11 protein-coding genes are annotated in these 12,444 nt (G+C 71.9%); 3 read left to right on the top strand and 8 right to left on the bottom strand.

All coding sequences use genetic code 11. The annotated features are described in order from the left end of the window. Positions 1-51: 51 nt before the first annotated feature. The 7 genes from BR70_RS0118485 to ppk2 form a co-directional block, all read right to left on the bottom strand. A complete protein-coding gene (locus tag BR70_RS0118485) occupies positions 52-744 on the bottom strand; it encodes a TetR/AcrR family transcriptional regulator (protein ID WP_027467251.1) in 693 nt (230 codons plus the stop codon). 26 nt (positions 745-770) lie between these two features. After that, on the bottom strand, positions 771-2,510 hold the full coding sequence (atzF, locus tag BR70_RS0118480; RefSeq protein ID WP_231495741.1) for an allophanate hydrolase: 1,740 nt from the start codon (positions 2,508-2,510) through the stop codon (positions 771-773). Continuing rightward, positions 2,507-6,205: an urea carboxylase gene (gene uca, locus BR70_RS0118475; protein WP_197019678.1), complete on the bottom strand. Its 3,699-nt coding sequence runs from the start codon at positions 6,203-6,205 to the stop codon at positions 2,507-2,509. The genes atzF and uca overlap by 4 nt, the downstream gene beginning before the upstream one ends. Continuing rightward, entirely contained in the window at positions 6,202-6,924 is a 723-nt protein-coding gene (locus BR70_RS0118470) for an urea amidolyase associated protein UAAP2 (protein WP_027467248.1), read from the bottom strand. Before BR70_RS0118470 ends, uca begins: the two co-directional genes overlap by 4 nt. Continuing rightward, positions 6,924-7,763: an urea amidolyase associated protein UAAP1 gene (locus BR70_RS0118465; RefSeq protein ID WP_027467247.1), complete on the bottom strand. Its 840-nt coding sequence runs from the start codon at positions 7,761-7,763 to the stop codon at positions 6,924-6,926. Before BR70_RS0118465 ends, BR70_RS0118470 begins: the two co-directional genes overlap by 1 nt. Positions 7,764-7,778: 15 nt before the next feature. Then, positions 7,779-9,407, bottom strand: coding sequence for an APC family permease (locus BR70_RS0118460; RefSeq protein ID WP_027467246.1), 1,629 nt, complete (start codon positions 9,405-9,407; stop codon positions 7,779-7,781). A 186-nt stretch (positions 9,408-9,593) separates the two neighbouring features. Further along, positions 9,594-10,502 carry a polyphosphate kinase 2 gene (gene ppk2 / locus BR70_RS0118455; protein WP_027467245.1) on the bottom strand — a complete coding sequence of 303 codons (909 nt, stop codon included), beginning with the start codon at positions 10,500-10,502 and terminating at the stop codon, positions 9,594-9,596. A 177-nt stretch (positions 10,503-10,679) separates the two neighbouring features. Between ppk2 and BR70_RS0118450 the strand changes: the two genes are divergently transcribed. Beyond that, complete coding sequence (locus BR70_RS0118450) at positions 10,680-11,039, top strand: UBP-type zinc finger domain-containing protein (RefSeq protein WP_027467244.1); 360 nt, start codon at positions 10,680-10,682, stop codon at positions 11,037-11,039. Between the two features lie 18 nt (positions 11,040-11,057). Here the strand turns inward: BR70_RS0118450 and msrA are convergent, their stop codons facing one another. Further along, positions 11,058-11,579 carry a peptide-methionine (S)-S-oxide reductase MsrA gene (gene msrA, locus BR70_RS0118445; protein WP_027467243.1) on the bottom strand — a complete coding sequence of 174 codons (522 nt, stop codon included), beginning with the start codon at positions 11,577-11,579 and terminating at the stop codon, positions 11,058-11,060. 182 nt (positions 11,580-11,761) lie between these two features. On the opposite strand from msrA, the gene BR70_RS23680 reads away from it, so the two are divergent. Both BR70_RS23680 and BR70_RS23675 read left to right on the top strand, forming a co-directional pair. Next, complete coding sequence (locus BR70_RS23680; RefSeq protein WP_027467242.1) at positions 11,762-12,133, top strand: hypothetical protein; 372 nt, start codon at positions 11,762-11,764, stop codon at positions 12,131-12,133. 43 nt (positions 12,134-12,176) lie between these two features. Next, positions 12,177-12,444, top strand: a 268-nt coding sequence (locus BR70_RS23675; RefSeq protein WP_035809670.1) for a hypothetical protein, incomplete at its 3' end; no start/stop codon positions are given.

Genomic DNA, 12,444 nt, shown 5'->3' with positions numbered 1-12,444 from the left:
GAAGGAGCTGGGGAGACGGAGCTGGGGGAGAAGGAGCTGCGGGAGAAGGGGTCAGACCGCGACGGCGGCCAGCAGGGACTCGGCGTCGCGCCGGGCCCCCTCCACGGCGGCGGTGTCGAGGCCGCAGGCGCGCAGGCAGGTCGCGACGAGGGCGTCGCGGTCGGCGTCCTGCACGGGGCCGGACCGGCGGAGTTGGATGACGGTCTCGGTGATCTGGATGAGCACGGCACCGAGACGTGACGGCGAGACACCGGCGGCGACGTCCGGGGTCGCAGCGCGCGAGCCGAGGCGCCCGTAGGCCTCCTGCAGTTCGACCCGCTCGGCCCGGAACCCGTCGTAGCGCTCGCCCTGCACCTCGGGCAGCAGGTACAGCGTGCCGATGTTGTGCGGCGTGCGGGCGAGGGTGTCCACGTCGGCGACGACCAGCGCGGCGAGGGCACCGGCGGCCGAGGCCGACTCCGGCACGAGCTGCTCGAGGCCGCGGACCAGCTCGAGGCTCGGGCGCACCGAGGTCGTGAGCAGCTCGACGAGCATGTCGTCCTTGCCGGCGAAGTGGTAGTACAGCGAGGCCTGCCGGATCCCGACCCGTTCGGCGATCGCCCGGGTCGAGGTCGCGCTGATGCCGTTCTCGACGAACAGCGCGGCGGCGGCGTCGAGGATCTGGTCGCGCGGGCTCAGCGCGGAGTCGGCGTTCGGCACGACCCGCGGTCGCCCGGGGCGCACGGGCCGGTCGTCGGGGGACATGCCCCCATCCTGACAGCCGGTGTCCGTCACGACTGCTCCCGGTACGCGCGCCAGCCGCCGTGGTGGGTGATGTCCTCGGCCCCCTGGACCGCGAACGGCTCGACCAGGAACCCGGTGACCTCGGTGCGGTCGTCGAGCGCCACGGTGCCGATCGCCATCGGTGCCGGCAGGGCTGCGACGAAGGTGCCGAAGCCGGCGGCGGGCAGGCGCCAGACCTCCCCCACGATGCCCGAGCCCGGCGAACCAGCGCCGGACGCGACCGGACCCACGCGGACCAGCCCGGGCTTGGGTGGCACCGTGTCGAGGGCGTACAGCCGGTAGTCGGACGCGGTGCGGGCCTCCCGGACGAACGATCCACCGGACGCGACCAGCTGTCCGTTCAGCGGCTGACCGCGCAGGTGCGCCCCGACGACCAGCAGGTCGACGGTCGGGGCGGCGAACGCGGCGGCCAACGCCGCCAGGCGTCGATCGCTGAACGCCGGGCCGGTGAGCATGACGCCGAACGGCAGGCCGTCGACGAAGCCCGCTGGCACGGCGAGCGAGGCCATGTCGAGCAGGTTCGCGAAGTTCGTGTACCGACCCATCCGGCTGTTCGCGCCGATCGGGTCGGCCGCGACCTGCTCGAGCGTCGGGTGCCACGTCGTCGTCGGGGTGAGCAGTGCCGTGGTGCCCTCGAGTGCGGCGCGACCCGCTGCCCCGAACGCGTCGAGCCGTTCCTGGTCGGCGAAGAGCTCCGCGGCGGTCGGTCGTGCGCCACCGAGCACGATCGCGGTGACCGACGGGTCGAGGTCGGCACCGACCTCGTCGCGGTGGGCCTCGATGTGGGCGCCGACGGCCGCGTACCGCTCCGCGACGAACGCGCCGTCGTAGAGCAGCGACGCGGCGTCGAGCAGGGGTGCGATGTCGACCTCGACTACCTGGTGTCCGAGCGCACGGAACCGGTCGACGGCCGCGGCGAACGCCTCGGCCCAGCCGGGTGCGAGTCCCTCGAGCTGCGACGGCAGTGGCACCGCGATGCGCGGGACGGCGGGCAGGTCGGCGAGGGCGAGGTCGGGCCGCGCGAGCGGGTCGACGCCGTCCGGACCGGCCATCAGCTCGGCCGCCGTGCGCGCCAGGTCGAGCGACCGGGCGAACACCGTGACGCAGTCCTGCGAGCGGCAGGCGGGGACGACCCCGGTGTTCGGCACGAGCCCCTTCGTCGGCTTCACCCCGACCAGGTTGCCGAGCGCGGCGGGCACCCGGCCGGACCCGGCGGTGTCGGTGCCGAGCGCGAAGTCGACGATGCCCAGGGCGACCGCCGTGGCGGAACCGCTCGACGAGCCGCCGGAGATCCGCGTCGGGTCCCAGGCGTTCCGGACCGCACCGAAGGGCGAGCGGGTGCCGACCAGGCCGGTGGCGAACTGGTCGAGGTTCGTCTTGCCGACGACGACGGCGCCGGCGGCGCGGAGCCGGGCGACGGCGGTGGCGTCGGCTGCGGGGTCGTGGGCGTAGGAGCGGGCGGCTGCGGTGGTGGGCAGGCCGGCGACGTCGATGTTGTCCTTGACGGCGAACAGCAGGCCGGCCAGGGGCAGCGACGGGTCGACCGCTTCGGCCTCGGCCAGCACGTCGGCGCGGTCGCGCAGCGTGATCCAGACCTCGGGCCGGTCGACGGCGTCGATGCGGGCGAAGGCGTCACGGACGCGGGCGCTCGCCGCGGTGGCGGCGGTCCCGCCAGCGGGGGCGCTCGTCCCGCTCACGCTGCCGCTCACGCTCACGCTGCCGCTCACGCTGCCGCTCCGATCGCGGCGAGGACCTGGCCCGGCGCGACCTGGTCGCCCGGCTTGATGTACACCTCGAGCACGTGGCCCGGCACCGGTGCGTGCACCATCGACTCCATCTTCATCGCCTCCACGGCCAGCAGCTTCTGCCCCTCGTCCACGCGGTCACCCGGGCGGACGTCCACCTGCCACACGGTCGAGGTGAAGGGGGCGTACACGGCGGTCGACCCCTCGGGCACGGTCACGGCGTCGGCCACCACGGCGGCCGGTTCGTCACGGACGTCGAACTCGCCCGATGCCCGCCACCGCTCCTTCTCCTCGCCGAACGCCTGCGCCTGCTGCGCCCGGAAGTCCGCGATGGACCCGGCGTTGTCGGCCAGGAACCGGTTGTACGACGCGATCGAGAACTCGCCCTCGACGGTCTCGAACGAGCCCCGTCCGGCGTCCGTCTCGGCGCGCAGCTCGAGCAGCTCGTCGGCACCGACCGGGTACCACTCGATCCGGTCGAAGAACCGCAGCGCCCACGGGTTCTCCTGGAACAGCCCGCCCCGGCGGAACCGGTTCCAGATCTGCACGGTGCGGCCGACGAACTGGTAGCCGCCCGGACCCTCCATGCCGTAGATGCACAGGTACGCGCCGCCGATGCCGACGGAGTTCTCGGCGGTCCAGGTGCGGGCCGGGTTGTACTTCGTCGTGACCAGGCGGTGCCGGGGGTCGAGCGGGGTCGCGACCGGGGCGCCGAGGTACACATCGCCGAGTCCGAGCACCAGGTAGCTCGCGTCGAACACGGTGCGGAAGACGTCGTCGACGCTGTCGAGCCCGTTGATGCGACGGATGAACTCGATGTTCCACGGCGTCCACGGGGCGTCGTTCCGCACGCCGTTCATGTACCGCTCGATCGCCAGCCGGGTGGCCGGGTCGTCCCACGACAGCGGCAGCTTCACGGTGCGCGACGGCACGACGAGCTGGTCGGTCGGCGGGATCTCGTCCTCGAGCTCGCGGAGCAGCCCCGCCACGTCGCGCGCCTTGAGCACGGACGCGTCGGTGTGCACCTGCAGCGAGCGGATGCCCGGCGTGATGTCGAGGATCCCCTTCGGCGTGTGCTCCTGCAGCTTCGTCATGAGCACGTGCACGCGCATCCGCAGCGCGATGTCGAGGGTCATGTCGCCGTACTCGACGAGCACGTTGTCGTCGCCGTCGCGTCGGTACGCGACACTCGGCCGCGCGTCGGTCGCGTCCAGGCGGGCGATCACGCCGTCGTCGCCGTCACCCCCGGTGCGCGGCACCGTCCTGGAGGCCCGGCGTGCGTCGAGCGCGGCGGCGTCGGCTTCGCGGACGGGGAAGAACCGGACCGTGTCACCCGGTCGGAGCTGGCCCAGCTTCCACAGGTCGCCGCTGGCGACCACGGCGGGGCAGACGAAGCCGCCGAGCGACGGCCCGTCCGGTCCGAGGATGATCGGGGTGTCCCCGGTGAAGTCGATCGCACCGACCGCGTACGGGGTGTCGTGGATGTTCGACGGGTGCAGACCGGCCTCGCCACCGTCCGTCCGTGCCCACTCCGGTCGCGGGCCGATGAGCCGGATGCCCGTGCGCGCCGAGTTGTGGTGCACGGCGTAGTCGGTGGCGTAGAAGACGTCGAGGTCGGCACGGGTGAAGAAGTCCGGCGCCGCGTGCGGCCCCTCGGTGACGGCGATCTCCCACGCGTCGGTCAGCGCGGTGCGGCGGTCGGCCGGGGTCGGGCCGCCCACCAGGCCCAGACGGGTTCCGGACGGGAACGCCGGGTGCGGGGCGTCCGAGTCCGGGGAGCCCGGGCGCAGGACGTCGCCGGCGAGCAGGGCCCGACCGGCGTGACCGCCGAAGCCACCGAGCGTGAAGGTCGCGGTCGAGCCGAGGTAGGTCGGCACGTCGAAGCCGCCCCGGACCGCCAGGTAGGTGCGGAGGCCCGGACCGGGTGCCGTGCCGATCGCCAGGGTCTGGCCGGCGCCGACCTCGACCGGCTCCCACAGCGCCACGGGCTCGCCGTCGAGGGTGACCGGTGCCGGCGCACCCGTGAGCGCGACCACCGCGGCGGCCGAGAACCGGAGTGTCGGGCCGGTGGCGGTGACCTCGAGCGCGGGAGCACCGTCCGGGTTGCCCACGGCGCGGTTCGCCTCGGCGAAGGACGCCGCGTCGAACGGGCCGCTCGGCGGGACGCCCACCTGCCAGTACCCGACCCGGCCGGGCAGGTCCTGGATCATCGTCATGGTGCCCGGGGCGACGACGTCGATGCGCGGGTCCGGGTCCTCGGTCGCGTCGAGCGTCGAGGTGGAGTGCGTGGCGGTGCGGAGCTCGAGGTCGTCGGTCAGCGCACGGAGGAGCCCGGCGTTCGTGACGATGCCGTCGATGCGGGTGGCCGCGAGCCCGTCGCGCAGCAGGTCGAGCGCGTCGTCGCGGGTCTCCCCGGTGGCGATCACCTTGGCGAGCATCGGGTCGTAGAACGCGGACACCTCGGAGCCGGTCTCGACCCAGCCGTCGACGCGGATGCCGGTGCGCTCGCCGGATGCCGTGGTCGCGCTCGGGAACACGGCCTGGGTGACGAGGCCGCTGGAGGGCAGCGAGCCCTTCGCCGGGTCCTCGGCGTAGACGCGGGCCTCGACGGCGTGGCCGTTCGGGGCCCAGGTGCGGTCGAACACGTCGGGGTCGATGCCGGCGGCACCGTCGCGGGCCAGGCGGAGCATGAGCTCGACGAGGTCGACGCCGAAGACTTCCTCGGTGACCGGGTGCTCGACCTGCAGGCGGGTGTTCACCTCGAGGAACGACGCCTCTTCGCGCACCGGGTCGTAGGCGAACTCGACGGTGCCGGCGCTGCGGTACCCGACGCTCTCGGCCAGGCGGCGGGCGGACGCGTGCAGCTCGGCGCGGACGTGCTCGGGGAGCGCCGGTGCCGGGGCCTCCTCGATGACCTTCTGGTTGCGGCGCTGCAGGGAGCAGTCGCGGTCGCCGATCACCGCGACGCGGCCCTCGCCGTCGCCGAAGAGCTGGACCTCGACGTGCCGGGCGGGCCGCACGAGCCGCTCGAGGAAGATGCCGGCCGACCCGAAGTTCGCGGTCGCCAGGCGGACGACGCTCGTGTACGCCTCGCGGACCTCGTCGAGGGTCGAGCAGGCCTGCATGCCGATCCCGCCGCCGCCCCCGGTGGCCTTGAGCATGACGGGCAGCCCGATGCGCTCGGCCTCGGCCACGGCGTCGTCGACACTGGCGAGCAGCCCGGTGCCGGCGAGCATCGGGACCCCGGCGGCGGCGGCCAGCTCGCGGGCGGTGTGCTTCGCGCCGAACCGGACGATCTGGTCGGCGGTCGGCCCGACGAACCGGATGCCGGCGTCCTCGCAGGCCCGGGCGAAGTCGGTGTTCTCGGACAGGAACCCGTAGCCGGGGTGCACGAGTCCGGCGCCGGTGTCCTTCGCGGCCTGCACCACCGCGTCGATGCGCAGGTACGAGTCGCGGGCGGGGGCGGGTCCGAGCCGGACCGCGGTGTCGGCCTCGCGGACGTGGGGTGCCGCGCGGTCGGCGTCCGAGTAGACGGCGACGGTGCGCATGCCGAGCGCTTTGGCGGACCGGATGATGCGGCGGGCGATCTCACCGCGGTTCGCGACGAGGACGGTGTCGGTGCTGAGGGGTGTCTGGTTCACGGTGGCGGTCCCGGTGGGGTCGGGCGCGGCGGTCACGGCTGGACCACGATCATGCGCAGCGGTGTGCAGGAGAAGTCGTTGCAGGGGTTGTTCATCTGCGGGCAGTTCGAGACGACGACGAGCACGTCCCGCTCGGCCCGGATCGCGACCCGCTTGCCGGGGGCACTCATGCCGTCGACGATCCCGAGGGCGCCGTCGGCCTCGACCGGCACGTTCATGAACCAGTTGAGGTTCGACACGATGTCGCGGGCACCGAGTCCGTGGCGGCCGGCCTCGGCCAGGAAGTTCTCGCGGCAGCCGTGCTGGTACCGGGTGTGGTGCCCGTACCGCAGGGTGTTCGACTCCTTCGAGCACGCGCCGCCGATGGTGTCCTGCCGGTCGATCTCGTTCGCGACGACGGTCATCAGCGGGCGGCCCTCGTTCGACATCAGGACGGTGCCGGTCCGGACGTACGCGTTGCCCTGCGCGGCGAGGGTGTCCGGCACGCTGTACCGCTCGTCGGGGTCGTGGGCGTCGTAGAGCAGGCAGTCGGCGCTCTGGTTGCCGCCGACGTCGACGATGGTGAGCACCTGACCGGCGCGGACCACGGCGGACCACGGCGCCAGCGGGGCGACCCGGTCGTCGCGCACCACGGTGCCCGGCACCAGGGACTCGCTCCAGTCGAGGGCGACGTCCGGGTCGTGGACGGCTCCGACCGGGACGGTCGAGGTGGGGGTGGGGGTGGGTGTGTGGGTGTGGGTCGTCGTGTCGGTCATCACAGGCCTCGGGCTTCCGCGTGGTCGATCGAGTTCAGGTAGGCGCGGGTGAGCTCCGGCGTCGCGGTGAACCGCTCGTCGGCCGCGGTCGTCGGGGCCCCGCGCCAGGCGTGCACCCGCAGTGGTCCGACCAGGTAGTCCGGGCGCGGGTCGATCGGGTGCGCGACGTTCGCGACCAGCACGAGCAGCGGCAGCTCGGCGACGAGCGTGACGTGGGTGCCCGCGCCGGCCGAACCGGTGAAGGTCATCGCCCCCTCGGCGTCGATCCGCACGCCCTGGAAGAACGAGATGCTCGGCGGCAGGTCCCGTTTGGTGAGCCCGTGCTTGGCGGCGGCCTTCGCGAACAGCGACCGACCGCTCGGGGTGCGCCCCTCGGGTGCCGCGTCGCCGTACTTCCGCTCGTTCCAGGCGTCGGTCGAGGTGCCGCAGAACGCGTCGTGGCGCCCCGAGGTGTCCTCGAGCACGGTCGCGAGCGCTCGGCCGTCCCCGCTCAGCAGGGGGGAACCCTGGCCCAGGTACGCCTGCCACGGGATCTTCTGGGTGTCGGCGACGTTGAGCCGCTCCCACGGTTCGAGCGCGTTGGACACCAGGACGTTGGCGCAGGCCTGACCAGTCGGGTCGTCGAACCGCAGCCGTGACCCGCGGGCCAGCACCTTGTGCGTGTACCCGCCCGGCGCCACCGTCTCGGCCCAGACGAGCTGTGCGGGGTCGACGCCCTCGGGGGCGAACGGCGACGACGACGCCGGCAGGTACGGCATGTACTCGGACTGCGAGCCGGCCTGGGCGCGTGCGTCGGATCGGGAGGCGAGCACGCTGTCGGTCTGGTGGAGGTCGCGCATGGGGTTCCTTCCGGATCAGGCTTCGACGGGGGCGGCGGTCGGGCTCGCCGCAGTCGCGGCTGCGGGGACGGGCACCGCCGCGGTGGTGGGCACCTCGGCCAGGGTGATCGGCCCGTGCGTACGGTGCCGCCAGCTCGACCACGCCCAGCCGACGAGCAGCACGCCGCCGATGAACAGCAGGGCGCTGTACTGCAGCCACCACGAGGTGCCGGTCAGGTCGTAGATCTCCGGCCGGGGCCAGATGAGGTTGATCGCCATGCCGATCTGGAACGCGACGGCCAGGGCGTTCAGCGGGATGCCCCAGCGACCGAGGGTGAACAGCGGCTTGCCGTCCTCGTCCACCCCGGTCGGCAGCCCGGTACGACGGAGCTTGATCCGCTGGACCAGCAGCGGCCCGGTGACCCCGAGGTAGGCCAGGTAGAGCATCGCGATGCACAGGCTCGACAGGGCGGTGAAGATCGCGGACTGCCCGATGTTGACGGCGAGGGCCAGCCCGGCGCCGACCCCGACGACGATCGACGCCGCGATCGGGGTGCCGGTGCGGGGCGAGACCCGGGCGAGGGTGCGGTGGAAGGGCAGCGCCTTCTCGCGGGCCATCGAGTAGACCATCCGGGCTCCGGCGGTCTGCACGGCGAGGGTGCACGCGAAGACCGCGACGGCGACGGTGCAGAGCAGGAGCCGGCCGAAGACGTCGCCGAGGGTCGAGGTGATCACCCAGGCGAGACCCTGCGTGGCGAGCTTGCCGTCGGTCAGGCTCGGGGCGGCGACGAGGGCGCCGATGATGAGCAGCCCGCCGCCGAGGCCGGAGACCGTGAGCGCCCGGACGATCGTCTTCGGGGTGGTCCGGCGCGGGTTGTGGGTCTCTTCCGCGAGCTCACCGGCCGAGTCGAAGCCGACCATCACGTACGCGGCCATCAGCGAGGACGCCAGGAACGCCCACACGTACGGCTCGGTGCTCGTCGACCCGGTGGTCGTGAACACCACGGAGGCGCTGCGGTGCGGCAGCAGGAACAGGGCGCCGATGAGCACGACGACGCCGATGATCTCGATGAGCACGCCGAAGCTCGTCACGCGGGCCATCAGCCGGACGCTCGTGATGTTCACGATCGTCGTCACGGCGAGCATCACCAGCCCGAGGACCACCGCGTTCGCGGCACCGGTCGGCGACGCGACGGACGGGTCGGCACCCGGACCGCCGACGACCTGGAACCCGTCCCAGATCGCGGGGAGCACGGCCTGCACGGCGATGGCCGCCACCGCGACGGTGAGGATCTGGCCGATGATCATCGTCCAGCCGGTGAACCACCCGAACCGGGCTCCGGCCAGGCGACTCGACCACTGGAAGATCGCGCCGGAGATGGGCCAGCGGGCCGCGAGCTGCGCGAAGTTCAGCGCGACGAGCAGCTGGCCGCCGAAGACGAGCGGCCACGCCCAGAAGAACGCAGCACCGCCCAGCCCGAAGCCGAGTCCGAACAGCTGGAAGACCGTGGTGAGGATCGAGACGAAGGAGAAGCCCGCCGCGAAGGAGGAGAACGAGCCGACCCCGCGGTGGAGTTCCTGCTCGTAGCCGAGGCGGGCGAGCCCCTGGGTGTCGACGTCGGACGTGGCGCGCGGTGCGTGGAGCGGTGCTTGCGGAGAACGCATGACTGCAGACCTTTCGCGGAGTACCTGTCGGGTGACAGGTAGTGCGACAAGTGTCTTGCGGCCCTGTGTCGGCGCCGTTGCCCGTCTGTTTCGAGTGCGTGACGGCAGGCCCCGGCGTGTAAACGTTCCGAGTCGGCGGGCAGATCAGCGGCGGGGGATCACCGGTGGGGGATCACCAGTGGGGGATCACTCGACGTCCACGTCCCGCTTGCCGCGGCGGACGATGAGCGGGTCCGGCTTGCCGATGACGTCGGCGGCCTTGTCCGGGTAGTCGAACTGCGTCAGGAAGTACCGCATGGCGTTGAGCCGCGCGCGCTTCTTGTCGTTCGACCGCACGATCGTCCACGGCGCGTAGCGCTTGCTCGTCCGGGTGAACATCGCCGTCTTCGCCTCGGTGTAGTCCTCCCACCGGTCGAGCGACAGCAGGTCGATGTCGGACAGCTTCCACCGCCGCACCGGGTCGAGCTGGCGCATCGCGAACCGGGTCCGCTGCTCGCGCCGGGTCACCGAGAACCAGAACTTCGTCAGGTGGATGCCGGAGTCGACCAGCATCCGCTCGAACTGCGGCACCTGGGTCATGAACGACTCGTACTCGTCGTCGCTGCAGAACCCCATCACCCGTTCGACGCCGGCACGGTTGTACCAGGAGCGGTCGAACAGGACCATCTCACCGGCGGCAGGCAGGTGCTGCACGTACCGCTGGAAGTACCACTCACCACGCTCGCGCTCGGTCGGCTTGCTCAGCGCGACGACCCGCGAGGTCCGGGGGTTGAGGTGCTCCGTGAACCGCTTGATCGTGCCGCCCTTGCCCGCGGCGTCACGCCCCTCGAAGAGCACGACGACCTTCTGGCCGGTGTCCTCGAGCCAGTACTGGCACTTCAGCAGCTCGATCTGCAGCAGGTACTTCTGGTACTCGTACTCGTCCCGCGGCAGGCGCTCCGAGTACGGGTAGTCGTCCTGCCAGGTGAGCACCGGGTTGCCGTGCGGGTCGATCAGCTCCGGGTCGGCCGTCTGACCGTCCGCGACGCTGTACCCCTCGGTCCGCAGCTGTTCGATGTACTCCCGCAACGGCTGCGAGTACGGCGCTGTGTCCACGGTGTCCTCCCTCTGCGAGCCGATCGGCTGTCGGCCCCAGGGCCATCCTGGCCCGGCCACCCGCACGACCGCCCCACGCCTCGCCCTGGACGCGACCCGATGACGGCCTGGAGGCGCGGTGCGGGCCCGCCCCGTGCCTCCCGACCGCATGTGGCCCTTCACAGGCATGATGGGGCCATGACGGACCAGTCCGAGATGATCCACCCCGAGATCGCACCGAGCGGAGACGGGTGCGTCGAGTGCGACGCGACCGGCTCGTGGTGGGTGCACCTGCGCCGCTGCGCGGCGTGCGGCCACGTCGGCTGCTGCGACGACTCGTTCAACACGCACGCGACGCGGCACTGGGAGGAGACCGGGCACGCGGTCATCCAGAGCTACGAGCCCGGCGAGACCTGGGCGTGGGACTACCGCGACGACTCCCGTTCCGAGGGGCTCGAGCTCGCGGCACCCACCAGCCACCCCGTGACGCAGGCAGTCCCCGGGCCGGCGGATCGCCTTCCCGGGGACTGGTTGGAACTGCTCGGCGGATCGCGCTGATCCGCCGCGGTCGTCAGGTCAGACGGCCGCGGTCGCCTCGTCACGGTGCGGGAGCTTCCAGCCCGGACGCACGAAGTGGCAGGTGTAGCCGTGCGGGTTCTTCTCGAGGTAGTCCTGGTGCTCGTCCTCGGCCTCCCAGAACGGGCCGGCCGCGGTGACCTCGGTGACGACCTTGCCGGGCCAGATGCCCGACGCGTCGACGTCCGCGATGGTGTCGAGCGCGACCTGCTTCTGCTCGTCGGTCGTGAAGAAGATCGCCGAACGGTAGCTGCGACCGATGTCGTTGCCCTGGCGGTCCTTCGTCGACGGGTCGTGGATCTGGAAGAAGAACTCCAGCAGGTCCCGGTACGAGATCTGGGACGGGTCGAAGACGATCTCGACCGACTCGGCGTGGTCGCCGTGGTTGCGGTACGTCGCGTTGGGCACGTCGCCGCCGGAGTAGCCGACGCGGGTGCTGACGATGCCGGGACGACGACGGAGGAGCTGCTGCGCTCCCCAGAAGCATCCGCCGGCGAGGATGGCGGTCTCGGTGGTGGTCATGGTGGCCTCCTGGGCTCTCGTGTCACTGGCTGCGACACCGTGTGGTGCAACCGGCAACAGGGACGATCTGTTCCCGTCGTCAGGTCCGCTGTGGGGCACGGACCCACCCGGGTGTGCGGTCGGTACGACTCGACCCTACGAGTCCGTGCTCCGTGTCACCCCTGCGGTACGGTCGGGCTCACATGAAGCGGTCATCCATCGACGAAGTCCAGCGCCGTCCACGTGGTTGGTGGCTGCTCGGACTCGCGTTCTGTTTCCTCGTGTTCCTCGAGGTGTTCGTGGCGATCGGCTCGCTGCCGGGGATGCTCGCCGCGCAGCTGCTGTACACGCCGTGTGGCTCCGACGAGACGATGCGGTGTTCGTACGCGGTCGGCGATGTCGCGGAGTTCCTCGTGCCGTTCCTCGCACTCGTCGTCGCGATCACGACCTGGGTCATCGGGGCGTCCGGCGCTCCCACGGTGCGGCGACAGGTGCTGATACCCACGATCGGCCTCGTGGTCATCGTCCTGATCTTCGTGCTCGGTGTCGTCGCGATCGATCTGTCGATCCGATGACCGTCGTCAAGCGAACTCGCCGCCCCACCCTCCCGAGGACCCGATGCCGTTCACTCCAGAAGAAGCCGCCGAGCAGTCGGCGATCCTGGCCGACCTCCGTGCGCTGGGGTACGACTTCTCGAGCCTGTCCGCCTTCGCTCAGTCGGGTATCCGGTACAAGGACGCGGTGCCGACGCTGCTCGAGTGGTTGCGGAAGGCGCGGACGCCGATGATGCATCGGGCAGTCGCTCGTACGCTGACGAACCCATCGGCAAAGGGCGCAGCCATGCCCGCGCTGATCGATGCGTTCCGGAACTTCACCGACGAAGCGG

Source organism: Curtobacterium sp. UNCCL17, from assembly GCF_000686685.1.
GTDB classification, from domain to species: domain Bacteria; phylum Actinomycetota; class Actinomycetes; order Actinomycetales; family Microbacteriaceae; genus Curtobacterium; species Curtobacterium flaccumfaciens.
This window is presented reverse-complemented; position numbering and strand designations above follow the sequence as displayed.

Excerpts from the sequence above, each read along its gene's own strand:
- msrA (WP_027467243.1), bottom strand. The coding sequence starts at position 11,579 with ATGACCACCACCGAGACCGCCATCCTCGCCGGCGGATGCTTCTGGGGA.
- BR70_RS0118485 (WP_027467251.1), bottom strand. The coding sequence starts at position 744 with ATGTCCCCCGACGACCGGCCCGTGCGCCCCGGGCGACCGCGGGTCGTG.
- BR70_RS0118465 (WP_027467247.1), bottom strand. The coding sequence starts at position 7,763 with ATGCGCGACCTCCACCAGACCGACAGCGTGCTCGCCTCCCGATCCGAC.
- BR70_RS0118470 (WP_027467248.1), bottom strand. The coding sequence starts at position 6,924 with ATGACCGACACGACGACCCACACCCACACACCCACCCCCACCCCCACC.
- BR70_RS0118450 (WP_027467244.1), top strand. The coding sequence starts at position 10,680 with ATGACGGACCAGTCCGAGATGATCCACCCCGAGATCGCACCGAGCGGA.
- BR70_RS23680 (WP_027467242.1), top strand. The coding sequence starts at position 11,762 with ATGAAGCGGTCATCCATCGACGAAGTCCAGCGCCGTCCACGTGGTTGG.
- BR70_RS0118460 (WP_027467246.1), bottom strand. The coding sequence starts at position 9,407 with ATGCGTTCTCCGCAAGCACCGCTCCACGCACCGCGCGCCACGTCCGAC.